Source organism: Enterobacter sp. 3U4, from assembly GCF_057224565.1.
The window spans coordinates 1,744,689-1,771,617 of the sequence record NZ_CP136665.1; the positions used below are offsets into that span (position 1 = coordinate 1,744,689).

The 26,929-nt window shown below is 56.4% G+C and carries 28 protein-coding genes and 1 pseudogene; 15 read left to right on the forward strand and 14 right to left on the reverse strand.

Annotated elements, in window-relative coordinates; all coding sequences use genetic code 11:
- Window positions 1-5: 5 nt before the first annotated feature.
- Window positions 6-473, forward strand: coding sequence for a nuclear transport factor 2 family protein (locus RVY89_RS08170; RefSeq protein ID WP_484827476.1), 468 nt, complete (start codon window positions 6-8; stop codon window positions 471-473).
- 39 nt (window positions 474-512) lie between these two features.
- On the opposite strand, the gene RVY89_RS08175 is transcribed toward RVY89_RS08170, so the two are convergent.
- The 3 genes from RVY89_RS08175 to RVY89_RS08185 all read right to left on the reverse strand — a co-directional run bounded on the left by RVY89_RS08175 (window position 513) and on the right by RVY89_RS08185 (window position 2,482).
- A complete protein-coding gene (locus tag RVY89_RS08175; protein ID WP_484827477.1) occupies window positions 513-1,052 on the reverse strand; it encodes an ester cyclase in 540 nt (179 codons plus the stop codon).
- A 64-nt stretch (window positions 1,053-1,116) separates the two neighbouring features.
- Window positions 1,117-1,284, reverse strand: a complete 168-nt coding sequence (locus RVY89_RS08180; protein WP_484827478.1) for a hypothetical protein — start codon at window positions 1,282-1,284, stop codon at window positions 1,117-1,119.
- A gap of 82 nt (window positions 1,285-1,366) precedes the next feature.
- Entirely contained in the window at window positions 1,367-2,482 is a 1,116-nt protein-coding gene (locus RVY89_RS08185) for an alkene reductase (protein WP_484827479.1), read from the reverse strand.
- Window positions 2,483-2,581: 99 nt separating this feature from the next.
- On the opposite strand from RVY89_RS08185, the gene RVY89_RS08190 reads away from it, so the two are divergent.
- The 8 genes from RVY89_RS08190 to RVY89_RS08225 all read left to right on the forward strand — a co-directional run bounded on the left by RVY89_RS08190 (window position 2,582) and on the right by RVY89_RS08225 (window position 11,141).
- A complete protein-coding gene (locus RVY89_RS08190) occupies window positions 2,582-3,493 on the forward strand; it encodes a LysR family transcriptional regulator (protein WP_484827480.1) in 912 nt (303 codons plus the stop codon).
- Between the two features lie 83 nt (window positions 3,494-3,576).
- The gene (locus RVY89_RS08195; protein WP_371897503.1) at window positions 3,577-3,891 is read left to right on the forward strand and encodes a PTS sugar transporter subunit IIB; all 315 of its coding nucleotides are present in this window, start codon (window positions 3,577-3,579) and stop codon (window positions 3,889-3,891) included.
- Window positions 3,892-4,128: 237 nt separating this feature from the next.
- Complete coding sequence (locus RVY89_RS08200) at window positions 4,129-4,743, forward strand: TetR/AcrR family transcriptional regulator (protein WP_484827481.1); 615 nt, start codon at window positions 4,129-4,131, stop codon at window positions 4,741-4,743.
- A 74-nt stretch (window positions 4,744-4,817) separates the two neighbouring features.
- Window positions 4,818-5,927 (forward strand): efflux RND transporter periplasmic adaptor subunit, encoded by a 1,110-nt coding sequence (locus RVY89_RS08205; RefSeq protein WP_484827482.1) that lies wholly within the window; start codon window positions 4,818-4,820, stop codon window positions 5,925-5,927.
- Entirely contained in the window at window positions 5,924-9,013 is a 3,090-nt protein-coding gene (locus RVY89_RS08210; protein WP_484827483.1) for an efflux RND transporter permease subunit, read from the forward strand. The genes RVY89_RS08205 and RVY89_RS08210 overlap by 4 nt, the downstream gene beginning before the upstream one ends.
- 34 nt (window positions 9,014-9,047) lie before the next feature.
- A complete protein-coding gene (locus RVY89_RS08215) occupies window positions 9,048-9,641 on the forward strand; it encodes a TetR/AcrR family transcriptional regulator (RefSeq protein ID WP_484827484.1) in 594 nt (197 codons plus the stop codon).
- Between the two features lie 73 nt (window positions 9,642-9,714).
- A complete protein-coding gene (locus tag RVY89_RS08220) occupies window positions 9,715-10,314 on the forward strand; it encodes an NAD(P)H-dependent oxidoreductase (RefSeq protein WP_484827485.1) in 600 nt (199 codons plus the stop codon).
- A gap of 284 nt (window positions 10,315-10,598) precedes the next feature.
- Window positions 10,599-11,141 (forward strand): cysteine hydrolase family protein, encoded by a 543-nt coding sequence (locus RVY89_RS08225; RefSeq protein ID WP_484827486.1) that lies wholly within the window; start codon window positions 10,599-10,601, stop codon window positions 11,139-11,141.
- A gap of 63 nt (window positions 11,142-11,204) precedes the next feature.
- On the opposite strand, the gene RVY89_RS08230 is transcribed toward RVY89_RS08225, so the two are convergent.
- Window positions 11,205-11,681 (reverse strand): WbuC family cupin fold metalloprotein, encoded by a 477-nt coding sequence (locus tag RVY89_RS08230; protein ID WP_484827487.1) that lies wholly within the window; start codon window positions 11,679-11,681, stop codon window positions 11,205-11,207.
- Between the two features lie 295 nt (window positions 11,682-11,976).
- On the opposite strand from RVY89_RS08230, the gene RVY89_RS08235 reads away from it, so the two are divergent.
- Window positions 11,977-12,447, forward strand: a complete 471-nt coding sequence (locus RVY89_RS08235) for a hypothetical protein (RefSeq protein WP_484827488.1) — start codon at window positions 11,977-11,979, stop codon at window positions 12,445-12,447.
- Window positions 12,448-12,498: 51 nt separating this feature from the next.
- Here RVY89_RS08235 and RVY89_RS08240 read toward each other — a convergent pair whose 3' ends face one another.
- Window positions 12,499-13,422, reverse strand: coding sequence for a LysR substrate-binding domain-containing protein (locus tag RVY89_RS08240; protein ID WP_484827489.1), 924 nt, complete (start codon window positions 13,420-13,422; stop codon window positions 12,499-12,501).
- 60 nt (window positions 13,423-13,482) lie between these two features.
- Complete coding sequence (locus tag RVY89_RS08245; RefSeq protein ID WP_484827490.1) at window positions 13,483-13,983, reverse strand: MarR family winged helix-turn-helix transcriptional regulator; 501 nt, start codon at window positions 13,981-13,983, stop codon at window positions 13,483-13,485.
- Window positions 13,984-14,113: 130 nt separating this feature from the next.
- Here RVY89_RS08245 and RVY89_RS08250 point away from each other — a divergent pair, with 130 nt between their 5' ends.
- The 4 genes from RVY89_RS08250 to RVY89_RS08265 all read left to right on the forward strand — a co-directional run bounded on the left by RVY89_RS08250 (window position 14,114) and on the right by RVY89_RS08265 (window position 17,893).
- Window positions 14,114-15,271, forward strand: a complete 1,158-nt coding sequence (locus tag RVY89_RS08250) for an MFS transporter (protein WP_484827491.1) — start codon at window positions 14,114-14,116, stop codon at window positions 15,269-15,271.
- A gap of 85 nt (window positions 15,272-15,356) precedes the next feature.
- A complete protein-coding gene (locus tag RVY89_RS08255) occupies window positions 15,357-15,794 on the forward strand; it encodes a VOC family protein (protein ID WP_484827492.1) in 438 nt (145 codons plus the stop codon).
- A 259-nt stretch (window positions 15,795-16,053) separates the two neighbouring features.
- On the forward strand, window positions 16,054-16,992 hold the full coding sequence (locus RVY89_RS08260; RefSeq protein WP_484827493.1) for an omptin family outer membrane protease: 939 nt from the start codon (window positions 16,054-16,056) through the stop codon (window positions 16,990-16,992).
- A 373-nt stretch (window positions 16,993-17,365) separates the two neighbouring features.
- Complete coding sequence (locus RVY89_RS08265; RefSeq protein ID WP_484827494.1) at window positions 17,366-17,893, forward strand: hypothetical protein; 528 nt, start codon at window positions 17,366-17,368, stop codon at window positions 17,891-17,893.
- Between the two features lie 219 nt (window positions 17,894-18,112).
- On the opposite strand, the gene RVY89_RS08270 is transcribed toward RVY89_RS08265, so the two are convergent.
- Complete coding sequence (locus RVY89_RS08270; RefSeq protein WP_484827495.1) at window positions 18,113-18,595, reverse strand: glutathione peroxidase; 483 nt, start codon at window positions 18,593-18,595, stop codon at window positions 18,113-18,115.
- Between the two features lie 137 nt (window positions 18,596-18,732).
- On the opposite strand from RVY89_RS08270, the pseudogene RVY89_RS08275 reads away from it, so the two are divergent.
- A pseudogene (locus tag RVY89_RS08275) lies at window positions 18,733-19,970 on the forward strand (serine hydrolase domain-containing protein).
- A 22-nt stretch (window positions 19,971-19,992) separates the two neighbouring features.
- Here the strand turns inward: RVY89_RS08275 and RVY89_RS08280 are convergent.
- The 7 genes from RVY89_RS08280 to paaH form a co-directional block, all read right to left on the reverse strand.
- Window positions 19,993-20,736 (reverse strand): SDR family oxidoreductase, encoded by a 744-nt coding sequence (locus RVY89_RS08280; RefSeq protein ID WP_484827496.1) that lies wholly within the window; start codon window positions 20,734-20,736, stop codon window positions 19,993-19,995.
- Window positions 20,737-20,838: 102 nt separating this feature from the next.
- A complete protein-coding gene (gene paaY / locus RVY89_RS08285) occupies window positions 20,839-21,435 on the reverse strand; it encodes a phenylacetic acid degradation protein PaaY (RefSeq protein WP_023619119.1) in 597 nt (198 codons plus the stop codon).
- Window positions 21,436-21,444: 9 nt separating this feature from the next.
- The gene (gene paaX / locus RVY89_RS08290; RefSeq protein ID WP_028016008.1) at window positions 21,445-22,380 is read right to left on the reverse strand and encodes a phenylacetic acid degradation operon negative regulatory protein PaaX; all 936 of its coding nucleotides are present in this window, start codon (window positions 22,378-22,380) and stop codon (window positions 21,445-21,447) included.
- A 163-nt stretch (window positions 22,381-22,543) separates the two neighbouring features.
- Entirely contained in the window at window positions 22,544-23,860 is a 1,317-nt protein-coding gene (gene paaK / locus RVY89_RS08295) for a phenylacetate--CoA ligase PaaK (RefSeq protein WP_484827497.1), read from the reverse strand.
- Between the two features lie 27 nt (window positions 23,861-23,887).
- Entirely contained in the window at window positions 23,888-25,093 is a 1,206-nt protein-coding gene (pcaF, locus tag RVY89_RS08300) for a 3-oxoadipyl-CoA thiolase (protein WP_484827498.1), read from the reverse strand.
- Window positions 25,093-25,515, reverse strand: coding sequence for a hydroxyphenylacetyl-CoA thioesterase PaaI (gene paaI, locus RVY89_RS08305; RefSeq protein WP_023327372.1), 423 nt, complete (start codon window positions 25,513-25,515; stop codon window positions 25,093-25,095). Before paaI ends, pcaF begins: the two co-directional genes overlap by 1 nt.
- Window positions 25,505-26,929, reverse strand: coding sequence for a 3-hydroxyacyl-CoA dehydrogenase PaaH (paaH, locus tag RVY89_RS08310; protein WP_484827499.1), 1,425 nt, complete (start codon window positions 26,927-26,929; stop codon window positions 25,505-25,507). Before paaH ends, paaI begins: the two co-directional genes overlap by 11 nt.

The following is a 26,929-nucleotide window of genomic DNA, read 5'->3' on the forward strand; positions in this document are numbered from 1 at the left end:
TCGCAATGAACACACGTCCTCCTTTACCGCCCTTCACTCGTGAAAGCGCCATCGAAAAAGTCAGGCTGGCAGAAGATGGCTGGAACAGTCGCGACCCGGCGAAAGTCGCGCTGGCCTATACGCTGGATACCCAATGGCGCAATCGCGCGGAGTTCGCCACCAACCGTGATGAGGCCCGGGCGTTTCTGGAGCGGAAATGGAAAAAAGAGCTGGACTATCGTCTGATTAAAGAGCTGTGGGCCTTTACGGATAACCGCATCGCGGTCCGCTATGCCTATGAATGGCATGATGATTCCGGCAACTGGTTCCGCTCCTACGGCAATGAAAACTGGGAGTTTGAGCCGGACGGGCTGATGAAGCGCCGCTTTGCCTGCGTAAACGATATGCCGATAAAAGAATCCGAGCGACTGTTCCACTGGCCGCTGGGCAGACGCCCGGACGATCACCCCTCGCTGAGCGATCTGGGCTTATAGGATTTTCGCATCACTCCGGGCCGCCCCGGAGTGATGAATTTACAGCGCGCCCAGCTGTTTCATCAGCGCCAGGTTGTCCTCAATATGCCAGTTTGCCGCAATTTTACCGTCACGGACTTCATAAATATCCGTAGCGATGAAATCTATTTTCTGCCCTTTTCCTTTCAGCTTGCCAAATGTCCCGGTGAATGTGCCGTAAAAATGCAAATGCGAAACCACGCGATCGCCTGAAATAACCATCTGCTCAACGTCACAGCGTAAATCCGGCACGGCGGCACGAAACGCCCGGGAAGCTAAAATAGCGCCTTCCGGCCCCTGTTTACGACCTTCCGGGGGCGTTTTATCGATGAAATTCACCGCCAGCGCATCACGCGCCAGGGGCTCTTCTCCCGTATTCCAGAACGTTGCATATTCTCTGGCAACGGCTTCATTCGCCCTTAATTGCGCCTGGGGCAAGCTCTTATTAACAATAAGCTGTTTCGGCTGAAGCCATTCCCGCTGCGCCGAAAATGCGGTGCCGGACAGACCGGCAAGAATAAGCATCGCCATAGCTGGACGAAAACACGTCGTATATTTCATGATGTCCCTCAACAGAGTATTACGTTACCCGCAGACGATTTCCTGCGGTTCTAAACAGAGAGGGTCAGTTAATTAACGCCCCACCCTCAATATCAATGACCGAGCCCGTGACAAAGGGATTGTCGATGGCGAAAAGATACCCTTGCGCGATGTCCTCCGCCCTTCCCCAGGCTTTGGCTGGTAGGGTTTCCGCCGCGCCGGCGAGCATTTTTTCCCACGCGGCGGCGTCCATCCCCGCATACGCTTTCGTGTCGGTCAGCCCGCTGGTGAACGTCAGCGTACCGCCCCGGGCGATGTTCCCGCTGGTTTACGGGTCATAATGTTTCCTCCTGCAGGGTGTACGTTGGGTAATCGGTGTACCCCGTTGCGGTACCGCCAAACAGCGTGGCGGGGTCGCGTACCTGTGCCAGCGGCAACCGGTGCGCCAGTCGGTGAGGCAAATCCGGGTTGGCAATAAACGGTCGGCCGAAGGCAATCAAATCGGCATAGCCGGCCGTAAGGATCTCTTCGGCTTTATTAAGGTCATAGTTACCCGCGACGATAAGGGTTCCGCTGAACGTCTCGCGAAGGGATTGACGGAAACGCTCGGGTATCTGCGGCGCGTCGTCCCAGTCGGCCTCCGCCAGGTGGATGAACGCAATCCCCTTTTGTTCACACCAGGCCGCAAGCTCGAGTATGGCTTCAGATACATGCGGGTCGTTCATCCCGCGCTGGGTAATAAACGGGGAAAGGCGGATGCCCGTGCGCTCGCGGCCAATGGCCTCGGCAATGGCGCTTAACACCTCCTGGGCGAAGCGGATCCGGTTCGCCAGCGTGCCGCCGTACTCATCCGTGCGTTTGTTGGATGTCTGACGCAGAAACTGGTCGATCAGATAGCCGTTTCCGCCGTGAACCTCCACGCCATCAAACCCTGCCTGAACGGCATTCAGTGCCGCCTGACGGTAGTCCGCGATAATGCAGTGAATGCCCTTGCGCGAGAGGGTTCTCGGCTGCGGACAGTCAACCATCTGGCCTTCCCCTTGTTCATTCACTACCCACACCTGCGCGTCCGGCGCCAGCGCTGACGGGGCGACGGGCTGACCGTCCGGGTGAAAGCTGGCGTGCGACATTCGCCCAACGTGCCAGAGCTGCGAAAAAATCACCCCGCCCGCCTGATGCACGGCGCCCGTCGTGAGCTGCCATCCCGAAACCTGCTCCGGCGAATGAATGCCTGGCGTCCATGAGTATCCCTGGCCCTGAGGCGAAATCTGGGTGGCTTCCGTGATGATTAATCCGGCGGTGGCCCGCTGCCGGTAATACTCCGCCATCAGCGCGGAGGGAATATTGCCCGGCTGAAGGGAGCGCGCGCGGGTCATCGGCGCCATGACGATACGGTTTTTCAGCTCTTGCTGACCCAGCCTGTAGCGTTTAAAAAGAGAGGTACGTTGCATATTTTCATCCCTCATGGTTTGGATGAAATCACTTTACATGCGACATCTGATTTTGATAATTACGCTAAAAGCAGATGCACTTTTCGGAAAAGATGAATAATGGGTAAGCTCGAAGACATGGCCTTACTGGTGGAAGTTGCCGGGGCCGGAAGTCTTTCCGCCGCTGGACGACGCCTGTCGCTTTCCCCCGCCACCATGACGGCCAGGCTGAAGGCGATTGAGGAGCGTTACCAGACGCGCCTGTTTCATCGCTCAACGCGATCTCTCACCCTGACTCGTGCAGGCGAAGAGTTTTACCACGCCGCGCTGCGCGTGCTGGAAGAGATGCATCACGCCGAGTCGCTGCTGACGCAAAAAGAGGGTGTGCTCAGCGGCAACATTCGCCTTTCCGCGCCCTCAGACTTTGGCAGACAGTATCTCAGCCCCGCCGTCATTGAATTTTCCCGGCGCCATCCTGCCGTAAAATTTTACATCTCGCTAAAAGAACACGTTGAGGATCTGGTTGCTAACCGGCTGGATATGAGCGTGCGTTTCGGTAACCTGCCGGACAGCAGCCTTGTCGTCAGAAACATCCGCCCGAACCATCGGGTGCTGGTTGCCTCCAGGGCGTATCTTAACGACCGCGGCATCCCCGCCACGTTTGCAGATTTAGCCCAACACCGGTGCCTGGCGCTGGAGTCTCAGGGCGTGGTGATGAACGAATGGCGTTTTGAAAAAGAGGGAGAGGAAAACGTTGTGCGCGTGGAGCCCGCCATGGTGTGCGACGACGGTGCATTGCTTCGCCAGTGGGCTCTCAGCGGGGCTGGCATCGCGGGAAAATCGTGGTGGGACGTCAAAGACGACGTTGAGGCCGGAAGACTCACGGTGCTGTTTGCCGACAGCTTCACCGGCTTTAGCCGATACGATCGCAAAGATGTCGGGCTGCAGTTTGTTTATCCGCAGCGCAAACTGCAGCCGCTTCAGGTTACGGCGTTTAGCCAGTTTTTTCTCGACTGGCTAAAAGAACATTAATTTGTCGCCAAAATAAGAGACAGCGCGCATTTCGGTGCCACCCTCAGGACTACCCTATGAGCGGTTTTCAGGAGGAACAAAACATGAAAAAGCTTCTGATATGTTGTTTGTTTGGTAATACCGCAAACTCGCTCGCCAAAAAGATGCAGTCTCTGGCAGAACGCGACGGCTATCCGCTGATGATTAGCGCTGTAGGGCTGGATAACTTCGCCAGCGTCGCTCCCGCGTTCGATGGGTTTCTCATCGCGCCGCACATTCAGTACAAACTCGATGAGATAAAAGAAACGGTGGGTAATACGCGTTCAATCGCCATCGTTGAGAGTCTTCCCTATGCCTCTCTGGACGCGAGGAAGGTATTGGACTTCGTAAAGGAACAGATGCCTGAACTGGCTGCCTGAAATATAAGGCCGCATCGGTTCTGCGGCCTCCTCAAACGGTTATGTTCAGTGCAAGGAAACTGCGCTGAAACCCTCGCTTATCGTCGACAGATAGATGCCATAGTGCACGAAAAACAGTGATACACTTACCCCACCTGGTTGATCGTCCCGTCTGAAAGGCTCATGATGAATGACGGTAACCAAATTACGAAATGGTCACTCGTTGTTAATCGTAGCCTGTCACGCTAAGCTTAAATAATGACTAAAAATATGAATCCCCCATCAGCACGTGGTCCACTTGACCACGCTGTCAGAGAGCAAATCGTCGAAGCCGCTTTTGAGCACTTCGGTCACTACGGCTATGAAAAAACCACCGTCGCCGAGCTGGCGAAATCGATCGGTTTTTCAAAGTCCTACATTTATAAATTCTTCGATTCCAAGCAGGCTATCGGCGAGGTGATCTGCGCTAACCGCCTGGAGCTGATCATGGCGGCAGTGCTTTCCGCTCTCGAGGGTGCGCCGTCAGCAAGCGAAAAACTCCGCCGTCTCTTCAAAGCGCTTACCGAGGCCGGAAGCGAGCTGTTTTTCCACGATCGCAAGCTCTACGACATTGCCGCCGTCGCCACACGAGAGCAGTGGCCCTCGACAGAACGGTATGCAGAAAGCCTGATGAAGCTGATTGAGAGCATCATCATCGAAGGCAGGCAGGCTGGAGAGTTTGAAAGAAAAACGCCGCTGGATGAGGTCACTCAGGCTATCCACATGGTGATGTGTCCTTACATTAATCCCGTTCAGCTGCAGTACAACCTTGAAATGGCCCCCACCGCGGCGGTGCTTCTCTCATCACTCATTTTAAGAAGCCTGGCCCCCTAATTTGTGACCATTGACATTTTTGGTCACTAGTCAGAGAATGCGGAAACCGTCCTGTTACGTTGAAAAGGTTTCCCATGCTCAGGCTCACTTCAGCCCGCGTTGCCGTTTGTCTCCTGCCGTTTGCCCTGGCGGCATGCGGCGATATTTCCGCGAGTGACGATCCGCGCACAAAGCCACCGCTTGTCAGATCCGCATCCGTCGAGCTTGCGAACAATACCGCCCGCGCCTTCACGGGTGTTGTCGTCGCAAGAACGCAAAGCGATTTGGGTTTCAGGGTTCAGGGAAAAATCCTTGAGCGACTGGTTGATACCGGGCAGACCGTCAAACAGGGTCAGCCCTTGCTGCGCCTGGATCCGGTTGACCTGAAATTACAGGCCCAGGCGCAGCAGCGCGCGGTGGATGCGGCCCAGGCGCGCGCGCGAAAAGCCTCCAGCGATGAGGCGCGCTATCGCGGTCTTGTTGCGTCCGGCGCCGTGTCAGCCGCGGAGTATGACCAGATCAAAGCGGCGGCCGATACGGCCAGGGCGGATCTCAGCGCCGCCCGGGCGCAGGCCAGCGTGGCGCAAAACGCCACGGGCTATGCCGTGCTGCTGGCGGATTCAGACGGCGTGGTGATGGAGACGCTCGCCGAGCCGGGTCAGGTCGTCAGCGCCGGACAGGTAGCAATCAGGCTCGCCAGAGCGGGACAGCGCGAAGCGCTCGTCCAGCTTCCGGAGACGCTGCGCCCTGCCGTCGGCAGCGAGGCACAGGCCACGCTTTATGGCAATGAAGAGCACCCGGTCACCGCAAGGCTGCGCCTGCTGTCTGACTCTGCCGATGCCACAACCCGCACTTATGAAGCACGCTACGTGCTGAATGGCCCGCTGGCAAACGCGCCGCTGGGGGCAACCGTCACGCTGAACATTCAGGACAATAAAGCGGAAGGTCAGGTCATGCAGGTCCCGCTGGCCTCACTCTACGATGCGGGTAAAGGGCCTGGCGTCTGGCGGATTTCCGCCAGGCCTGCAAAGGTCGCATGGACCCCAGTTAAGGTGCTGAGCGTAGGCGAAGATGCGGTCCAGGTCACGGGCGGCGTGCAGCCCGGGGAGACGATCGTTGCGTTAGGGGCCCATCTTCTGCACGAAGGTGAAGTCGTCAGGCTTGCAGAACAGCGCCATGCCGCTCCGGCGGAGAACGCGCCATGAGCCAAAGTCGATTCAACCTGTCAGCGCTGGCCGTCCGCGAGCGTTCCGTCACGCTGTTTCTGATCGTTCTGGTCACGATTGCCGGTATTTACGCCTTTTTTGGACTGGGACGCGCGGAAGATCCGCCCTTCACCGTGAAGCAGATGACGGCGATCGTCGTCTGGCCGGGTGCGACCGCGCGGGAGATCCAGGATCAGGTAGCCGAACCGCTGGAAAAGCGCCTGCAGGAGCTCAAGTGGTATGACCGTACGGAAACCTATACCCGTCCCGGCATGGCGTATATCACCTTGTCGCTGCAGGACAAAACCCCGCCTTCTGAGGTTCAGGAGGAGTTCTATCAGGCGCGTAAGAAGCTTGGGGATGAATCCCGGCGTCTTCCGGCGGGCGTCATCGGCCCGATGATCAATGACGAATTCGCGGATGTCACCTTTGCCCTCTTTGCCCTGAAAGCGAAAGGCGAACCGCAGCGGCAGCTGGTACGCGATGCTGAAGGCCTGAGACAGCAGCTTCTGCACGTTCCCGGGGTGAAAAAAGTGAACATTATCGGCGAACAGGCCGAGCGGATTTATATCGCCTTCTCCCATGACCGTCTGGCGACGATGGGCCTCTCACCGCAGGATATTTTTAATGCTCTTAACAGCCAGAACGCCCTGGCCGCGGCGGGCGCCATTGAGACCCGGGGCGCGCAGATTTTTATCCGCCTGGACGGCGCGTTCGATGAGCTGCAAAAAATCCGCGATACGCCTTTTGTGGCTCAGGGCAAAACGCTCAAGCTGTCCGACGTGGCAACGGTTGAGCGAGGCTACGAAGATCCCCCGACGATGCTGATACGTAATCAGCATGAACCCGCCCTTCTGCTGGGCATCGTGATGCGCGAAGGCTGGAACGGTCTGACGCTGGGTAAAGCGCTGGATGCGGAAACGGCAAAAATCAATGATAGCCTGCCGCTTGGCATGTCCCTGACCAAAGTCACCGACCAGTCCGTGAATATTCGCTCCTCGGTCGATGAGTTTATGATCAAATTCTTCGTCGCCCTGCTTGTGGTCATGGTGGTCTGTTTTGTCAGCATGGGCTGGCGCGTGGGGGTGGTGGTTGCGGCGGCGGTACCGCTGACGCTGGCGGTCGTTTTCGTGGTGATGGAAGCCGCAGGAATAAACTTTGACCGCGTCACGCTGGGCTCCCTGATCCTCGCCCTCGGTCTGCTGGTTGACGATGCCATTATCGCCATCGAAATGATGGTGGTGAAGATGGAGGAAGGTTACGACAGAATCAAAGCCTCGGCCTACGCCTGGAGCCACACCGCCGCGCCGATGCTGGCCGGTACCCTGGTGACGGCCATTGGCTTTATGCCGAACGGGTTTGCGCAGTCGACCGCCGGGGAATACACCAGCAATATGTTCTGGATTGTCGGCCTCGCCCTGATTGCCTCATGGTTTGTCGCGGTGGTGTTCACGCCCTATCTTGGGGTGAAGATCCTGCCGGCGATCCCCAAAGTGGAAGGAGGTCATGCCGCCATCTATAACACGCCTCACTATAACCGTTTTCGAGAGCTGCTTGCCCGCGTTATCGCCAGAAAATGGCGGGTGGCCGGGTCAGTGGTCGCCATTTTCATCCTGGCCGTACTCGGCATGGGGCTGGTTAAAAAACAATTCTTCCCGACCTCCGATCGCCCGGAAGTGCTGGTTGAGGTGCAGATGCCCTACGGTACCTCGATTGCGCAAACCAGCGCCGCAACGGCAAAAATAGAAGCGTGGCTGGGCCAGCAGCCGGAAGCCAAAATTGTCACGGCCTATATTGGTCAGGGCTCGCCCCGTTTCTATCTGGCAATGGCTCCCGAGCTGCCCGACCCCTCTTTTGCGAAAATCGTGATCCTGACGGACAGCGAGACGTCACGCGAGGCGCTTAAGTTCAGGCTCAGGGAGGCCGTCTCCAGCGGTCTTGCGCCAGAAGCCCGCGTGCGGGTGACGCAGCTGGTGTTTGGCCCCTACTCGCCCTTCCCGGTTGCCTGGCGCGTGTCGGGGCCGGACGTCAAGCAGGTACAGGACATCGCCGATCGGGTGAAAGCCGTGCTTCAGGCAAGTCCGATGATGCGAACCGTCAACACCGACTGGGGGTCGCGCGTTCCGGTATTGCATTTCACTCTCGATCAGAACCGCCTGCAGGCGACCGGCTTAACCTCCAGCGCCGTTGCCGAGCAGCTTCAGTTCCTGTTATCAGGCGTGCCTGTCACCTCCGTGCGGGAAGATATTCGATCGGTAGACGTCGTTGCCCGCGCGGCGGGTGATATCCGCCTCGACCCGGCAAAAATCGAAGGCTTTACCCTGGTCGGCAATGCCGGACAGCGCGTGCCGCTGTCTCAAATCGGCAGTATTGAGATCGGCATGGAAGATCCGATCCTGCGTCGTCGCGATCGTACCCCAACGATTACCGTACGGGGCGATATCGCCGACAACCTTCAGCCGCCGGACGTGTCGGTCGCCATCATGAAACAGCTTCAGCCGATCGTTGATGCGCTGCCGGCCGGGTACCGTATCGACATGGCGGGTTCGATTGAGGAATCGGGTAAAGCCACGCAGGCCATGTTACCGCTGTTCCCGATCATGATTGCCCTGACGCTGCTGATCATCATTTTGCAGGTGCGCTCACTCTCCGCGATGGTCATGGTGTTCTTAACCGCGCCGCTGGGGCTGATTGGCGTCGTGCCGACCCTGCTGATATTTAATCAGCCGTTTGGCATCAACGCGCTGGTCGGTCTGATTGCCCTCTCCGGCATTCTGATGCGCAATACGCTGATTCTGATCGGTCAAATCGATCATAACCAGAAGGACGGCCTCGATCCGTTCCAGGCCGTTGTCGAGGCGACGGTCCAGCGAGCGCGACCGGTCTTACTGACCGCAATGGCCGCCGTGCTGGCGTTCATCCCCCTGACGCATTCGGTGTTCTGGGGCACGCTGGCCTGGACGCTGATCGGCGGAACGCTGGGCGGGACGATCATTACCCTCGTCTTCCTGCCCGCGATGTATGCGATCTGGTTTCGGATCCGCCCGGTTGAACAACGCGTGCAGCGCGGCACGGAAAACGTGTAAACTACCATTGGTAGATAACTAATCTGAGGAAAGCATGGTTGTTAAGCGCTTAAGAAAAGAGGACCGCCGCGTGCAGCTGCTGGAGGTTGCGCGTGGGATCGTGCGTCAGCAAGGCACCGAGGCGTTGACCCTTGGCTATCTGGCCGAGCGGGCCAACGTGACCAAGCCTATCCCCTACGACCACTTCGGCGATCGTGAAGGGCTGCTGATGGCGCTGTATCAGGACTATAGCGATCGGCAACTGGCGAAATTCCGCGAGACGCTGGCGGTTGACGGCAAAACGCTGGAAAAGACGATCCGCTTTTTCAGCGCGGCCTATATCGACTGCGCGATTGCCGCCGGGCCTGAAACCGGGCCAATCGCCGCGGCGCTGTCCGGTTCTCGCGCGCTGCAGACGTTCCGGGAAGCATGCGTGGCCGAATGTGCCGACTGCCTGCGTACCGCGCTTGCCCCTTTTATCGTCTTAAAAGGCGTTCAGGGGGAAGCGGTACTGACGGCCATCATTGGCGCGGCGGAGGCGCTCAGCACCGCGGCGGGCAACGGCGTGCTCGCCCGAAACGTTGCTGAAGATACGCTCAGCGGCGCCATGACCGGGGTGCTGGAGACCTACGCGAATAGCACAAAATGATCGTCGGTGGCGGATTGACACATAAGTTACCAATAGTAATATAGGAGTCAATTCTCACCCATCCGAGGTCGCTATGTCTGCTACAAATGCCATTAAAAACGCGCTGATCGTGACGGCACACCCGATCGACAATTCGTTATCACATACGCTGGCAGCCCGTGTTGCCGGGAAATTACGCGAGCAAGGAACACAGGTTGAGATCGCCGATCTGCATGCTGAAGGGTTTAATCCAGCCATGTCTCGTCCCGATCTCGATTTGTATCATGGCGATCCGAGCGCCCTTCCCGACGATATTCTGCGCGAGCAGCAGCGCGTCGAGCGAGCGGATATGCTGGTGTTTGTCTTCCCGGTGTACTGGTGGTCGGTCCCCGCGCTGTTGAAAGGCTGGTTCGATCGCGTATTAACCCTGAACTGGGCGTATAAGGTGGCCGAAGATGGCCGGATTGTAGGCAACTTACGTGATGTTCCCGTCCGTCTGATTGCCACCGGCGGCAGCGATCTGACCGGATTTGATAAACACGGCTATTCGACGGCGATTCAGACGCAGATTATCGAAGGTGTATTTGGCTTCTGCGGGTTGAAGAACGTCAAGCTCGATATCCTTTACCAGGCAGATACGGCGACGCCTGAGCAGGTTGAGGATTTCCTGCAAGGGCTCGGCAGTATTAAATAATATCAGCCAGGCGCAACGCTAACGTTGCACCTACTGATGTTGGTGTATTGAAGAGAATCTCTCACCAGCGCTATAACTGTACGCGATAGTTGCGCTAACAGCGAAATAAACAAAGGTCATTGCATGTATCAGTCAGCTCAGCCAACAACCACGCTCACCACCACCGGAACCTTCGGCGGCGTGAGTGTATCTGTAGCAAACGACTGACAAACAGAACCTCAATCCCCGCCAGCCTGGACGGGGAAATATCTCTCCGTTCACCACCCTCTGAATGGAGAAATAAAATGGTTTCGTCTGACAATGCACTCCTGGTTATCGACATGCAGCAGGGCCTCTTCCGGGGTCCGGTTTCCCCCTTTTCCGCCGATACCATTCTGGAAAATATCCGTCTGTTAATCACCCACGCGCGACACGCGCAGGTACCGGTCTTTTTTGCCCGCCATATTGGACCAGACGACTCCCCGCTCTCAGAGAAGGGGCCGTTAACACAGCTGATACCCGAGCTGGGCGTGAAGGAGCAGGATGTTGTTTTCACCAAGCGCTATCCAAGCTGTTTTAGGGATACGGTATTGTTACGAGAACTTAATCAGCGAGGTGTCAAACAGCTGGTCATTGCCGGGATGAAAACAGAGTTTTGCGTTGATACGACCTGTCGGGCCGCACCGGAGCTGGGGTTCAGGACGGTATTGATTTCTGATGCGCATACCACAATGGATAATGACTATTTATCCGCCAGCGACATTATTGCCCATCACAACAGCACCCTGGCAGGTCCGTTCGTGACGCTGTCGGCTGCCCGCGACTGGCATTTTAATAGGGCGAGTTGAGTTGGCGCGTTCGTCTCTCTCTTCCCCGGTGCGCCTTTGCGCGCCGGGGACATGAGTGCACAATTACAGGGTAAAACCAGCGTCACCCACCTGTGCCTGAGCGTACCATTTCATCAGCTTCTCGGTGCCAGGCTCGTTTTCTGCCGGTGACCATGGGGCGGTATCATGCTCCGGAACAGGCTGGTAGCCGCCGTGTTTTACCTCAAAAATAACGCCGCCCTTATCCAGCGACAGCACGGCATGCCAGGTACCGGCATCCATCTCCAGCACTTTGCAGTCTTCACCTAACACCACGCGCTGGGTCACGTTACCGCTGTCATCAAAATTCAACACCAGAAAGCGCCCGCTCAGCGCCGTCAGCAGCTCAAACGTATGCGGGTGGCGATGGGGGCGAACATAGGTGCCGGGTTCCATCGCGATGGCCAGGCGCTGCACCGGGTCGCTCAGTTCAGGGTGTAAATTGCGATGCGCGCGTAAGCGAGGAGAATTGGCAGCCTGCTCGCTTTGCTGCTGCAGGTCACTGAACGTTATTTGTTTCATATACACCTTTAGGAATGTGGGCTGTCTGCGGCAACCCGATTGCCGCAGGACGTTATACCATTCTGAACGGTCGAGGAGCGATGGGATTTGTGAAACAAATCGCTGCAACGTGAGGATGCGCGAGATTGCTCTCCAAAGCGCAACGTTGAGTAAAACTCACATTGATTCCGACTATTTCTCGTTTTTAAAACCCGATCGCATTGAAATACCATCCCTTCATTCCCGGTCTCTTCCTTACCTGGAACAGAGAGCGAAATTCAAATAATAAATAAACCTGCATGTCTATGGAGTACGTATGACACTCGATGTTTTATTTCATCTAATGAAAATGATCTCACCTGAAAAAAACATCGCGGGTGAAAATATACATGCGTTAATAACGTTACTTTCGTCAGAAGGCGATAGCGCTGAGGTGCTTTCACCCTTTATTCATCGACTGCACCTCCTCTCTTTCGCCCAAAGCAATCCGGGTAACGCAGAAGAGTTGCTCTCTGCGCATTTACCAAAAGAAGAAGGGCTCCTTCCGGTGCTGGACTTCGCGGACTGGCCCCGGGTGCGTTACGCCGGGTCAGGTGAAGTTCAGACGCCTGGTTCCGAGGATTTTTTCCGAACAATCACCGCTGCCGCCAATGTGTTACGCTCAGCGCTGATTGAAGCTGAGCGCGAAAAAGGTACGCCTGCGCTTTATATTCTCGATAAATTGCTTAATCTGAACAGCGCGCTGCCGGAAAGGTATAAACAAATGGCAAATATTCCCTACGCATAATGTTGCAGGCCCGTGCAAGCGCAGCGCCGCCGGGCGAAAGTCACGATTGCCTCAGCGCCGTTTCTCATCGTAGTTAAGACAGACAATATCCAGCGCGGGAACAACGGGTTTATGGAGATTAAGCCAGTCCAGCAAACGCTCAATACTCTGTCCTCTGAGGGAATTTTTGGGCCAGACAAGGTAGTAACCGTCCCCTGTTGCTGTTGCCTCCCTGAAGGGCAGCGCGAGCAGGCCGCTTTTCAGCGCGTCGAGCGTGAGCCGGAGATCGGCCATCGCCACGCCGTGTCCGTGCATGGCCGCAAGGCTTCCCTGCTCCAGGGTATCGAACACGATCCCACCGCTCATGTCGAGGCCGGGGAATAGGCCCGTCCTTTTCAGCCAGCGCTTCCAGTCCCGTCTGTCCGGTGACGGATGAATAAGATCGCACTCGGGAAGCTGATGCCGGGCCGACTCCAGCAAAGTCGGAGAACAAACCGGAATAAGCCATTCGCTGAACAGCAGCCGACTCTCGGTTGATTCGCCGAAATAGCCGTTACCGAGGAGGATCGCACAATCGTAAGGTTCCCGGCTGAAGTCAACCGTGTCGAAGTCCATCCAGACGCTGGCAATTTCGATTTTCGGCTTCGCGTGGTTCTCGCGGAAGGATTTAAGCACATCCAGAAGCCATCGCATCGTCAGCGAGCTGGGCGCTTTGAGGCGCAGAAGATGGTTTTCACTTTTGAATGCGCGACAGGCCCACTCAATGTTCGAGAAACTTTCGCTAAGCTGCCCGGCCAGAATACGCCCGGCATCGCTGACCTCCACTCTCGGCCCCTGCCGCTTAAACAGCTCGCAGTCGAACCACATTTCAAGCGTCTGGACATGCCTGCTGACCGCCCCCGGCGTGATATGGAGTGTTTCAGCCGCTTTGCTGAAGGAGTTCAGCCGTGCGGCAACTTCAAACGCGCGCAGCGCATACAGTGGCGGTAATGACATACGTTCCCTTTCTGTAAGGTGTAATCATGCAATTTTTGTATTATCGGCACTCGGTGACGTTTAACCCCATTCCTCAGCCGGAAACGTCAGCAGCAGCACCCTGAGCAGGGACTCAAGCTGCGCGCGTTGCGCCTCAGAGAGGTTTCTCAGCAGCGCATTTTGCGTTTGTGTATGCACGAGCAGCGCCTGTTCGATACGAGCCTGCCCGTGCGGCGTCAGGCTGACGAGCGAGCTGCGCTTGTCATCGGGATCGGCGATCCGCCTGATAAGGCCTTGCTGTTCAAGATGGTTGAGCCGGTTCGTCATCGCCCCTGAGGTGATCAACAGCGACGTATACAGCTGCGTGGGAGAAAGGCAGTACGGCTCACCGGCGCGGCGCAGCGTGGCGAGCACGTCAAACTCGCCCTCGCGAAAGCCAAACTGCGCCATCGCCTCCGCCCATTCTTTTCCCAGATGCTTCATCAGCCGTAGCATTCGGCCAAAAATCTTCATCGACGAGGCGTCCAGCTCCGGCATGGCGCGGCTCCACTGGCCGACTACGAAATCTACATGGTCTTTCATTTTCACCTCTAATGGGGTGGGTATTTATCCTGTTGTGCGGTACATCTTACGCAAAAACACATTTTATCTTAACGTTAAGATAAATGCTCGCAGCGATTTGCCCGGGCCATTCACAACCGAAAAGGATGCCATGTTGAAACGCACACCATCGTTACTCTTCGCCGTTATCGCTTTTATCGTCGGGCTGAACCTGCGCCCCATTCTGGCCTCGGTCGGACCACTTTTCTCCGTGCTGCAGCGCGAAGCGGGTCTGACCGCGACGCAATTCAGCCTGCTGACCACCCTGCCGGTGGCGATGATGGGACTGGCTGCCCTGTCGGGACCCTGGCTTTTAGCCAGAGTCGGCGCCGTACGGGGAATTACGTTCGGGCTGTTCATCCTGCTTGTGGCCTGCTTATTACGCGCTTTTAGCGCCTCACCGGAGAGTCTTATGGGCACCGCGTTACTGGGCGGAGCCAGCATAGGCACGATCCAGGCGTTAATGCCTGCCCTGATAAAAAAGGAGTATACGCAAACGGCCAGCACGATTATGTCGCTATTCAGCACGGGCATTATGGCCGGTGCTGCAGTCGCCGCCGCCAGCGCCGAGCCGCTGTTTTCATGGCTCACGCTCAAGCCCGCACTGGCTATGGCCGGGCTGTTAGCGCTGCTGGCGTTGATACTGTGGTTAACTCTGGTTAAACATCCTCAAGGGGAAAAACCCGCACACGAAACCGTTACGCTCTCGTCCTCCCGTACAGCACTGCTGTTGCTCTTTTTCGGCGTGGGAACAGGTGCATATACGCTGGTATTGGCCTGGCTGCCCCCGCTCTATATTCAGGCGGGATGGTCCGCACGCAGCAGCGGCTACATGCTGGCCTGGCTGACGTTAACCGAGGTTGTCGCCGGGTTTGCCGTCTCCGCGCTGATCGGTAAATTCCCCGACCGTCGGATGCCGCTGATTGCCGTACTGTTGCTGCTGCTGGCGGGATTACTGTGTCTGGTCTTTTCGCCGGGTACGACGCCTGTGTTATCCACGCTGCTGCTTGGCACCGGGATCGGCGCCCTCTTCCCGCTGTCGCTCATCGTCACGTTCGATCATGCACGAACGCCCGCGCAGGCCGGGAAGTTACTGTCTAAAGTTCAGGGAGGTGGATATATGATTGCCGCGCTTATGCCGTTAATTGCGGGGATCGTTCGCGACAGTTCGGTCTCGCTGACCAGCGCATGGCTGATCATGAGTGCGGGAGTCGTGCTGCTGATCGTCATCGCGCTGAATTTTAAACCCGTCGTGGACGTGCAGGCATGATGAATGCGATACCAGAATTGAGGGTCGTATTTCAGCCGGTCGTAAGATAAATTCAGGGTGAATTTCACCTCATTCAGGAGTGGATATGTCGCAGACGTTACCAGCAATTGATGTCTTATTTGTCGCCGGGTTCGGGCCAATTTCTCGGGATACGGAGTCCAGCACCGCGTTTTATGTCCAGACACTCGGCCTTCCTCTGAAGCCGATGGAGGGGAATACCGATTATCTGCTCACTGAAGAGGGCAAGCTGGCAGGCGTGAAGCATTTTGCCGTCTGGCCGCTCGCGCAGGCGGCTACGTCCTGCTTTGGAGAAGAACAGTGGCCCGCTGAGCACCCGATACCGCAGGGATGGGTTGAGTATGAGGTGCAGGATCTGGACTCGGCTACCCGCATTCTGAGTGACAAAGGCTATCGGCTGCTGGTGGCTAACCGCACCGAACCGTGGGGCCAGACCGTTACTCGCCTGCTCAGCCCGGAAGGTTTACTTACCGGGCTGACGATTACACCGTGGCTGCGGGGGTAATGAGGATGCGTTTGTGGTGCCGTTTTCAGAAGCGCGTACCACAATGAAAAGCGAAATTTTATCCGCAGCTGACCGTTATTTCGCATCGAGACAGTAATGATTTAAATATTATCGGCCTCCTCCTCAGGTGGCCTAAAGTCAAATACCGCTCCTTACGTCAAATTATAAAAAATTACCAAAACTGGCAGTTGATTCTTATTTGTGTGACTTTTAATATTCCCCTGCAACTCATTGATTAATTTGTTTTAGGGAAATAAAAATGACAAGAAATATTGTTGCGGGAATGATGATGGCCGCGTTTTCAGGGGCAGTATATGCAGGTTCCTCACAAGCCATACCTGATTTTTCACCGGAAAGTTTAACGGTTTCAGCCTCTGCCGGGATGCTGAGCGGAAAATCCCACGAGATGGTTTATGACGAAGTCACAGGAAGAAAAATTAGCCAGCTGGACTGGAAAATAAAAAATGTTGCTATTCTTAAAGGCGATATTTCCTGGGATGCATACTCATTTTTGACACTTAACGCTCGCGGCTGGACATCTCTGGCATCAGGCTCTGGTCATATGGATGACTATGACTGGATGAATGCAAAACAATCCTCCTGGACAGACCACTCAAGCCACCCTGCGACCAACGTGAACTATGCCAATGAATACGATCTCAACGTTAAAGGCTGGATCTTCCAGGGCGACAACTATAAAGCGGGCGTAACCGCAGGTTATCAGGAAACCCGCTTCAGCTGGACGGCGACCGGTGGCTCTTACAACTACGACAACGGCGCCTATCAGGGGAACTTCCCGGCAGGCGAACGCGGTATTGGCTATAGCCAGCGTTTCTCTATGCCGTATATTGGTCTTGCAGGTCAGTACCGCTTCAATGACTTTGAATTTAATGCCCTGTTCAAATTCAGTGACTGGGTGCGTGCACATGATAACGACGAACACTACATGCGCGATCTGACCTTCCGCGAGAAGACATCGGATTCCCGCTATTATGGTGCGTCTGTTGATGCGGGATATTACGTGACGCCGAACGCCAAAGTTTTTGCTGAATTTACCTATAGCAGTTACGAAGAAGGTAAAGGCGGTACGCAGATTATTGATACCAATACCGGTGACTCCGGCTCTATTGGTGGGGATGCGGCAGGTATTTCTAACCACAACTATACCATTACAGCGGGTCTGCAATATCGCTTCTAATTCAGGCGAAACGCAGTCGATTGTAAAAGCAGACAAGGCTCCTGATGGGGCCTTTTTCGTTACGTTGAGCTAATCCCTCTTTATATTCTCTCATCTGCCAGGGACAGAACCAGGAACTGGCGCGTTACAAAAAATAACTGTTTTAACTCAAAATAATAGATTGTAATATGGTTCCAAAGTGCTAACAAACAGAGGAGTGACATGCTTTCTCAAACACTACGCTTCAAAAGATGGGCAGGGCTCTCTTAGCGAAATATCAGGATCGCGAAGATCAAAAAACACTCAATTACAGACCTGGCGTTAGTTATTGATGAGTCTGGCACACTAACAACGTCAAACCCCAAAAAGTGAATTTAATTTATCAAGGAAAAAAATGAAAATCATCATATCGAGTGTAATAATTGGCGCGTCAGTATTGCTATCAGCTGCGATGCTGTCAGGAAATATAGAATTTAAGAAGCAGAACATTTTAAGTAATGATAACGGTCATGTATCATTAGGAAAAGTTTATAGTGAGAATGCATTTATCGATGTTGAATTAAAAACTGACAGTGACAACTCATCTATCTTCAAACTGACCGATTTATCTATCGGCTCCTATCAAAACAGCATTAAGAGCGAAATTCAGTCAATTATTGATGAGTATAACAAAGATAAATCCGATGATAAAAAAACCACTGTAGACAAACTTTCTTTAAAAGTTCCTGCAACACTGACGCTGAAGATCCACAATGTATATCACGCTGAAAACATTCCGGCGTACAATCTCACAATAGATACCCAATCCATAAAATTTGGCAAAGAGACTTCAGTTTTGAAATCTGTTTTAGAAGCATCAGATAAAATAGTGAAGGATAATAACCAACGAATTCAGGAAACCTTTTTCTTGTCGAAAAAATAGCTTTATAATTTATATGCTCGCTATGCTAGTGTGGAGCAGCTACTCTGCGTTCCTCTTCATTAGCGAGCCGTCTGCTGTTATGAACAATAACGTCCGCTCCCGGCACAACGCGTAAAAAATAGCGTTTAGTCCGACAGGAGCACAGAGCGGGCGTTATCATCTCTCCAGTATGAGTATTTCGGCATGCTCTAAAGGAGAACGGTTCGGCTATCACAAACCTTACATTTCCAGTGCTGCAAAAATTGCAGGGTCTATTTTTTCTGGCGTCGTCATCGGTGCAAAACGCTTGAGCGGTTTACCGTCGCGTCCGATCAGAAACTTAGTAAAGTTCCACTTAATCCGCCCACCCAGCACGCCGGGCAATTCGTTTTTCAGATAACGAAACAGCGGGTGTGCTGCGCTACCGTTAACCTCGACCTTCTCAAACATCGGGAAGCTCACGCCGTAGTTGATGTAACAGGTTTTCGAGATTTCGTCGGTGCCGCCGGGTTCCTGTTTACCGAACTGGTTACATGGGAATCCCAGCACCACCAGCCCTCGATCGGCGTATTTCTTGTATAGCGCTTCAAGACCAGCATATTGCGGCGTGAATCCACACTGGCTGGCAGTATTCACGACCAAAACCACCTTTCCCGCATAGTCGGCCATTGAATTAAGCTGCCCATCGAGACGGGTGGCGCTAAGTTGATAAAAGCGAGTCATATTAAAATCCTTCAATTCAGGCCGTAAAGTCACGGTGACCCTCAACAAGGCCGTCACCGTGTACAAAGTTTACATTCAAGCAGGCCAAGTGTGATACATTCCTGGCGCGCCAATGACCCCTACGCTCGCTATCAGGTATGCAGAACATAACAAAAAAAATTCACTGGCTTCTGCTTACTCTTCCACTCCTCAGCGGCTGTGGCACGCTCTCACAAATGTCCTCCCCGGAAGGTACTCAGGAACTTCTCACCCATGACTCGCTGGATGGCGACGTTGACAGCGTGGTGCGTCACTATATGGCGCAAAAATCCGTGCCTGGAATGACGGTCGCGGTGATCCATAATCACAGCTCACCGAAGTTTTACGCCTGGGGCGTAACCGATGCGGTCAATCGCTATCCGGTCAGGCCAGACACCCTGTTTGCACTCGGCTCGCTCAGCAAAGGGATCACGGCGGAAGTGGTGGCTTGTCTGGTCAATGAAGGGCAACTGAACTGGAACGATAACCTGGCGACATTGCTACCGCCGGGTACGCCGCTTAGCGCGGATGCACAAAAAATCACCCTGCTTGAACTGGTCACCCACACCTCCGGCCTGCCGCGTCAGAATATGGATGTTCCGATGCTTGGAAAATTCATCGGCTATTTAAGCACGGGCGATAATTTCTACGGTGAGCTGGATAGCGATAACGTGCTGAGCTACCTCGCCGACTGGCGAGCGCCAAAAAATAAAGTTCCGCAATACTCCAATACCGGCTACGCGCTGATCGGCTATATCCTGAAACACAAAACCGGCAAAGATATGCAGAATTTAGCCTCGCGCTATATTTTCCATCCGCTGCAGATGGCCAACAGCAGCTTTACGCCGCAGCAGCTAAAAGGATACCCCCAGCGGGCGCTTGGCCACGCGGGCGATCAGCCTAAATTTATCCCGCGCGGGCAGCTCACCCCGGACTGGCATTTTTCCAATAATATGGTGGCGGCAGCGAGCTTATACAGCAACGCTGAAGATCTGGCGGCCTATGCGCGCTATCACGTATCGACGACTCACAATCGCTTACTGGACAGCGTCTTTGCCGAAGTCAGGGATACCGACATTCAACGACCTGACGGAGTACAGGGTATTTTGCCTGGACCACCGACTTTATCGGTCTGGAGAAAATCACCTATCAGGTCGGCTATATCGGCGGCTACTCCAGCTTTATCGGTTATGACAAAGAAAGAGGCAATGCGGTGGTGGTGCTGCAAAATACCTTTAACTGGAGTAATTACATTGGCATCGCGCTTTTGATGGATATGGCGAAAAAAGACAGCCCTGCTATCTCTGGCAACCGTTTTGCGAGTAATGGGATGCCTGAACGCGTTTATCAGCAATAACGGTGAACGCCCGCCGTCAGATTCATGCCTGATGTGCCAGATCTTCACGAGTGGGCCCCTGAAAGTAGATGGTACTAATATGGCAACTTCGAGGCTGAGTCAGCACAAAACGCATCGTTTCCCAGATGGACCGTCCATTCACCAGACGCTCCCCCATTCTTGTTTGATTATCGACATGCGCATCTAAACCGGTCAGTTCAAAATCAGGCGGATATAGCCCGGTTACCCGAATATTTTCTTTGGATAAGTGTTCTGACAGTTTCGTTGTAAAGCCGCCGAGCCCGTGTTTGCTGGCAAAAAAAGCGGGATGGGCAATGGAATCTGTAAAATTCGGAATACCGCATGCGGAAATAATCGCAATGATGTCAGCGCTCTCTGAGCGTCGCAATCCTGGAAGCAGCGCCTGGGTGAGCAGGATTGAACCAGTCAGGCCTGAACTGACGGTACTGACGATTTCTGTGCTCGATTGTTCGTCTATCGTCCCTGACAGCCACTGAGCAGCATTCAGTATTAAAATATCGATTGGCCTGTCTGAACGTAAGACCTGTGAAGAGAACTGAGAAACGGATTCCGGCTGGGCTAAATCGCAGATATACCCGCTTGCCACACCCCCTTCAGCCGCGATGAGAGCGCAGGTTTTTTCTATATCCTCGACCCGACGGGCGCTAAAATCCACGTCAGCGCCCTCTCGCGCCAGCCAGACGCAAAGCGCCTGACCAAATCCCCCACCGCCACCCGTGATAACAGCGCGTTTTCCTCTCAGCATAACTCTGCGTCCTCTATCGTGATGAGTCTGTGTCGGAGGATTTATAGCATGGTGAGGCGGGGTAACTTCTTCCCGTTAGTGCCGTGGCGCGATCTTCCCGTCCTACACCGCAGACTTTGGCCGCAAATTCTCGTCAAACGTCAGCCGTTTCCGGTCAGGCTCAGCCTCGCGCAGCGGCTCGACCTGGTGCATAGTGAGCTTGCAGCGTTCCACAAGAACCTGGTATTCCCGCGTGCCCTGCTGCTTCCAGGCCAGCTCCTGCTCGCTCAGCTCACGGATCGCTTTGGCCGGGCTGCCGATGATCAAATGGTTGGCGGGCATCTCCGCTTTGGCCTTCACGAACGCCGCCGCGCCGACGATGCTGTTTTCACCGATGACCGCGCCGTCCATCACCACCGCGTTCATGCCCACCAGCGCATTGCGGCGGATCACGCAGCCGTGGAGAATGGCGCTGTGCCCGATATGCCCGTCCTCTTCCACCACCGTGTCCTGCTCCGGGAAGCCGTGCATCACGCAGTTATCCTGAATGTTGGCGCCGTCTTTCACCACGATACGGCCAAAATCACCGCGCAGGCTGGCGTTAGGACCAACGTAAACGCCTTTGCCCAAAATCACGTCCCCAATCAGGACCGCCGTCGGGTGAACGTAGCTCTCGTCAGGCACGACCGGCGTAAGACCGTCAATTTGATAAACTGGCATCTTCACTCCTTATGCGCTTGTAAGACCACCAAAGCGTTGATAGTAAAGCGTGCCGGGCACGGGCAGTTCGCCTACAGAGGTTTCGCCCTTTTCGCTGACAAACGCCAGCGCCCCCGGCGCGACACGCTGATAGATATTAATGCAGAGCTGTCGGGCGCTTTGCCCCGCCCAGTGCGCGGGCAGTAACTCTTCCGGCAGCAGCGGGTCCTTCAGCACTACGCGACGATAAAAGTGAATCAGCAGCAGCTGGATCTGGAAGCAGCGTTCCGGCGTCAGCTCCTCCGGCGCGGCCTCTTTCAGCAGCGGCAGCAGCGGCCGGAACGAGCTGATAAACGACTCGTACATCGCGTTTTGCTCGGTTAACTGCCAGCACTCTTCTACGCGCGAACGCAGCGCGGCGCGGGAGAGCGCCAGCGGCGAGTGGGCTTCAAAGAAAATCACGTTTTCCGCCACGCCGGCATCGTGAAGCAGGGACTGCACGTCCGCCAGATGCTGCGACGGCGAGGCCATCAGGCTCGGCGCCAGCGTGCCAAACCCCTGCCAGATCAGCTGCTTTTTGACATCGGCGAGGGTGGTTTTGTCCAGCCCTTCCGAGAGCAGCAATAGCCATTTGCCGTCCCAGGCAGGCAGTTCCGCACGGTAGATCTTATTCTCCGCCCGGCGCGTCAGGCGCAGCCCCTTATCGCTCAGGCGGTAAAAGCTGCGTCGCCCGATGCGCGAGACGTCCAGCCAGCCCTCTTTGTTGAGGCGAAACAGCGCTGTGCGCACGAACCGTTCGCCAAACCCCATGCCTTCCAGCAGGGCGGCCAGGCTGCCGAGCCAAATCTCACCGCCGCGATGGGAAAGCGCGTCACCGTATAGCGAGGAGATAAGCGAGGTCCCGCTGACGGGAACGGAGCTGACCGCGTGCTGGATAAAGGCGTCGAGTTTATTCATGTGATTCATTCTGTTGTTATTTTTGTCCTGGATGAATCATAGCATAGGAATTCGGGGTAGATATCCTCACCCCTCACCCTGACCCTCTCCCCTGAGGGGAGAGGGGAAAAGACCGCACCGTACCGTCCCTTCTCCCCTTTGGGGAGAAGGCCAGGATGAGGGGTAAGGTGTTTTAACCGTTTGCCGCCGCTTTACGCAGATCAAACACCCGGCAGGCTTTGCCCTCCGAGCGCGGGATGCTGCCGCAGTTCACGATCGTGACGTCGGTGGAAATCCCCACCATCGACTTAATGCGGTGGCGCAGCTGGTGACACACCTGACAACGCTGCTCGTGGGTCAGCGTGAGGCTGCTCTCTTTTAGCTCCACCTTCACGGAAAGTGAATCAAGATGCCCGCGACGGTTCACCTCCAGCTGGTAGTGCGGCGAAAGATGTTCGAACTTCACGATCTCCTCTTCCAGCTGCGACGGGAAGACGTTGACGCCGCGGATGATCAGCATATCGTCGCTGCGGCCGCTGATCCGGTCCATACGGCGCATGCTGCGCGCGGTGGCCGGGAGCAGACGCGTCAGGTCGCGGGTGCGGTAGCGGATCACCGGCAACGCCTCTTTGGTCAGCGTGGTGAAAAGCAGCTCGCCCTGCTGACCGTCATCCAGCGGCGTGCCGTCGTTCGGGTTGACGATTTCAGGGTAGAAGTGATCTTCCCAGATGGTCGGGCCGTCGACGGTTTCGATACACTCCATCGCCACGCCCGGCCCCATCACCTCGGAGAGGCCATAAATATCCAGCGCCGTAATCCCTAAGCGTTTTTCAATTTCGCGGCGCATGGCCTGCGTCCACGGCTCGGCGCCGAAGACGCCCACGCGCAGGGAACAGGTGCTGGCGTCGCCGCCCATCTGGCGCTCCAGCTCTTCTATCAGGTTGAGGCAGTAGGATGGCGTCACCATGATCATGTCCGGCTGGAAATCGCGGATCAGCTGCGCCTGTTTCTCCGTCTGGCCGCCGGACATCGGGATCACCGTCGCGCCTAAACGCTCGGCACCGTAGTGCGCCCCCAGCCCGCCGGTAAACAGGCCATAGCCATACGCCACGTGAATTTTGTCCCTGGCGCTGCCGCCCGCCGCGCGCAGGGAGCGCGCCACCAGGTTGGCCCAGTTGTCGATGTCTCCCTGGGTGTAGCCGACAACCGTCGGTTTACCGGTGGTGCCGGATGACGCGTGAATGCGCACCACCTGCTCCATCGGCACGGCAAAGGTATCGAACGGATAGTTATCCCGCAGATCCTGCTTGGTGGTGCACGGGAACTTACGGATATCCACCAGCTCTTTGAAATCGTCAGGGTGAACGCCCGCGGCGTCAAACTTGCGTTTGTACATCGGCACGTTGTTATAGGCGTGATGCAGCGTCCATTTCAGACGCTCGGTCTGCAGCGCCTGTAACTCGTCAAGGGAGGCCGTTTCAATCGGATCAAGCTTTGTTGTATTTGTCATTGTAGGGTACTCACATTGTTTTTATGCTCAAACACGCTCAAGGATCATGGCAATGCCCTGACCCACACCGATGCACATCGTACACAGCGCGTAGCGCCCGCCGCGTCGGTGCAGTTCGTTACTCGCGGCCAGCGCCAGCCTGGCGCCGCTCATGCCCAGCGGGTGGCCCAGCGCAATCGCGCCACCGTTCGGGTTGACGTGTGCGGCATCATCCGGCAGGCCCAGCTGACGCAGCACGCCCAGCGCCTGCGCGGCGAAAGCTTCGTTAAGCTCAATGACGTCCATATCGTGAATACTAAGTCCGGCGCGCTCCAGCACCCTGCGGGTGGCCGGTACCGGGCCGAGCCCCATCAGACGCGGCTCCACGCCCGCCGTCGCCATCGCCACGATCCGCGTGCGCGGGACCAATCCCTGCGCCAGCGCCATCTTCTCGCTGGCGACGATCAGCGCCGCAGCGCCGTCGTTGACCCCGGAGGCATTTCCCGCCGTAACCACCCCGTTCTTACGGAACGGCGTTTTCAGACCGGCAAGCTGTTCGAGCGTGGTGTCCGCGCGCGGATGTTCATCCACGCTGAACTCCGTAATCGCCCCTTTTTTGCCCGGCACCGGTACCGGCACAATCTCCTGCGCCAGAATGCCGTTCTGCTGCGCCCGAGCGGTACGCTGCTGGCTGCGCAGCGCGAAGGCGTCCTGATCGGCACGACTGATATTTAACAATTCAGCTACATTCTCTGCCGTTTCCGGCATACTGTCAGTTCCGAATTGCTGATGCATGAGCGGATTCACAAATCGCCAGCCGATGGTGGTATCGAAGATCTCCGCCTGTCGCTGAAACGCCGCGGTGGCTTTGCCCATCACAAACGGCGCGCGGGACATCGACTCAACGCCGCCCGCAATCAGCAGGTCGCCGTCGCCCGCCTTAATGGTGCGCGCGGCAAAACCAATCGCGTCCAGCCCGGACCCGCACAGGCGGTTAAGGGTGGTCCCGGACACCGTCTGCGGCAGTCCGGCCAGCAGGGACGACATGCGCGCCACGTTGCGGTTATCTTCCCCCGCCTGGTTGGCGCAGCCGAAAATCACGTCGTCAATCCGCTCCAGGTCGAGCTGCGGGTAGCGGGCCAGCAGCGCGCGCAGCGGCACGGCACCGAGATCGTCAGTTCGAACAGCGGAAAGCGCGCCGCCGTAGCGGCCCACCGGGGTTCGAACGCCATCACAAATAAATGCGTCACGCATCAGGCCTCTCCTGTCACGCTGCCGCCGATGCGGTGAGATTTTCCGCGAAAAAGGGCGACGGTTTTCTGTTGCTGGTTTTGGATTTCAATGTCATACACGCCGGTCAGCTTGCCCTGATGCTTCACCCGCGCGGTGGCGGTGAGCGTGTCCCCGGCGAAGCCCGGACGCAGAAAGTCAATCGAGCAGCCGGAGGCTACCGCCGCCAGCCCCTGGCTGTTGCAGGCGTAGGCAAAGGCGGTGTCCGCCAGCGAAAAAAGCTGCCCGCCGTGGCAGGTTTTATGGCCGTTCAGCATCTGCGGGGTGATGGTCATGGTCACCACCGCGTAGCCCTCGTCCATCTCGACAATGTCCATCCCCATCGCCTGCGCGCAGGCGTCCCGTTCGTACATCGCGCGGGCGTTATGCCAGGCGTTATGACTCATAGCTACTCTCCAGAAGCGCGCGCTGGCGCAGCAGTGAACAGGGGCGATAGCGCTCTTCGCCGTAATGGCGCTGCAGGTTCTCCAGCAGCGTCAGCAGGCGCTGCCAGCCCAGGCGCTCGCCCCAGGCTATCGGCCCGCTCGGGTAGTTCACGCCCAGGCGCATGGCCGTGTCGATGTCCTTCTCGCTGGCGACCCCTTTTTGCAGGGCATCCAGCGCCTCGTTGGCAATCATCGCCAGCGTGCGCCAGATCAGCAGGCCGGGATAATCGGCAATTTGCACCACCCGATGGCCCTGCTGCTGCAGGTAGCGGATGGCTTTTTGCGTCGCGGTATGCGGGTTGCTGGCGGCGGCGGCAATGACCGCCACGTCGCGCTCAATGCGGTCTACTACCACCACCGGGCCGTTGAGACGCAGCGCCAGCGCCTGCGCCGTTTCGCCCTGCGTTTCAATCAGGTACACATCATCAATTTCGGTGACACCGTCACCTCTTTTTTCCACGCGCATCGCGCTGTAGCTGTCGTTCACTGCGGCCGCCCACCGCACCTCAGGTTTGTCACCCTGCCAGTCGTAGACGCCCTTCCCGCTCTTTTTACCCAGCCTTCCTGCCAGCACCAGCTCCTGCTGAACCAGCGAAGGCAGGAAACGACGCTCCTGCCAGAAGGCGTTAAATACCGAGCAGGTCACCGCGAAGTTCACGTCCTGACCAATCATGTCGGTCAGCTCCAGCGGTCCCATCGGGAAGCCGCCGCCTTCGCGCAGGGCGGCATCAATCACCTCCGGCGGAGCGACCTGTTCTTCCAGCGCGCGCCAGGCTTCAGAATAAAACGGACGCGCGACGCGGTTGACGATGAATCCCGGCGTTGACTGGCAGCGAACGGGCTGTTTGCCCCAGTTCAGCGCCAGCTCGCACAGCGCGTCGGCCACTTCCGGAGAGGTCGCCAGCCCGCTGACCACCTCCACCAGCTTCATCACCGGCGCCGGGTTAAAGAAGTGCAGGCCTGCGACGCGTTCCGGGTGGTGGACGTCCGCCGCAATCGCCGTGACGGAGATGGAAGAGGTATTGCTGGTTAGCACCGTCTGCGGCGGGCAGATCTCAGCCAGCTGTGCAAACAGCGCCTTTTTCACCTCCAGACGCTCGGAGGCCGCTTCTATGACCAGATCGGCCGCGGAGAGCGCCTCGATTTCCGTGACCGGAAGCAGCCGGGCAAGGATCTGGCTCCCGGCATCGGCGGAGAGTTTTCCGCGCGTCACCCGGGAGGCAAGACGCTGGCGGACTCCGTCGATGGCGCGCGAAATCGCATCGGTAGAAATGTCGTAGATCAGAACATGATGACCATGGCTGGCGGCAACTTCGGCAATCCCTGCTCCCATCGTGCCGCTGCCAATTACGGCAACTGTGCGTATGTTCAGCAT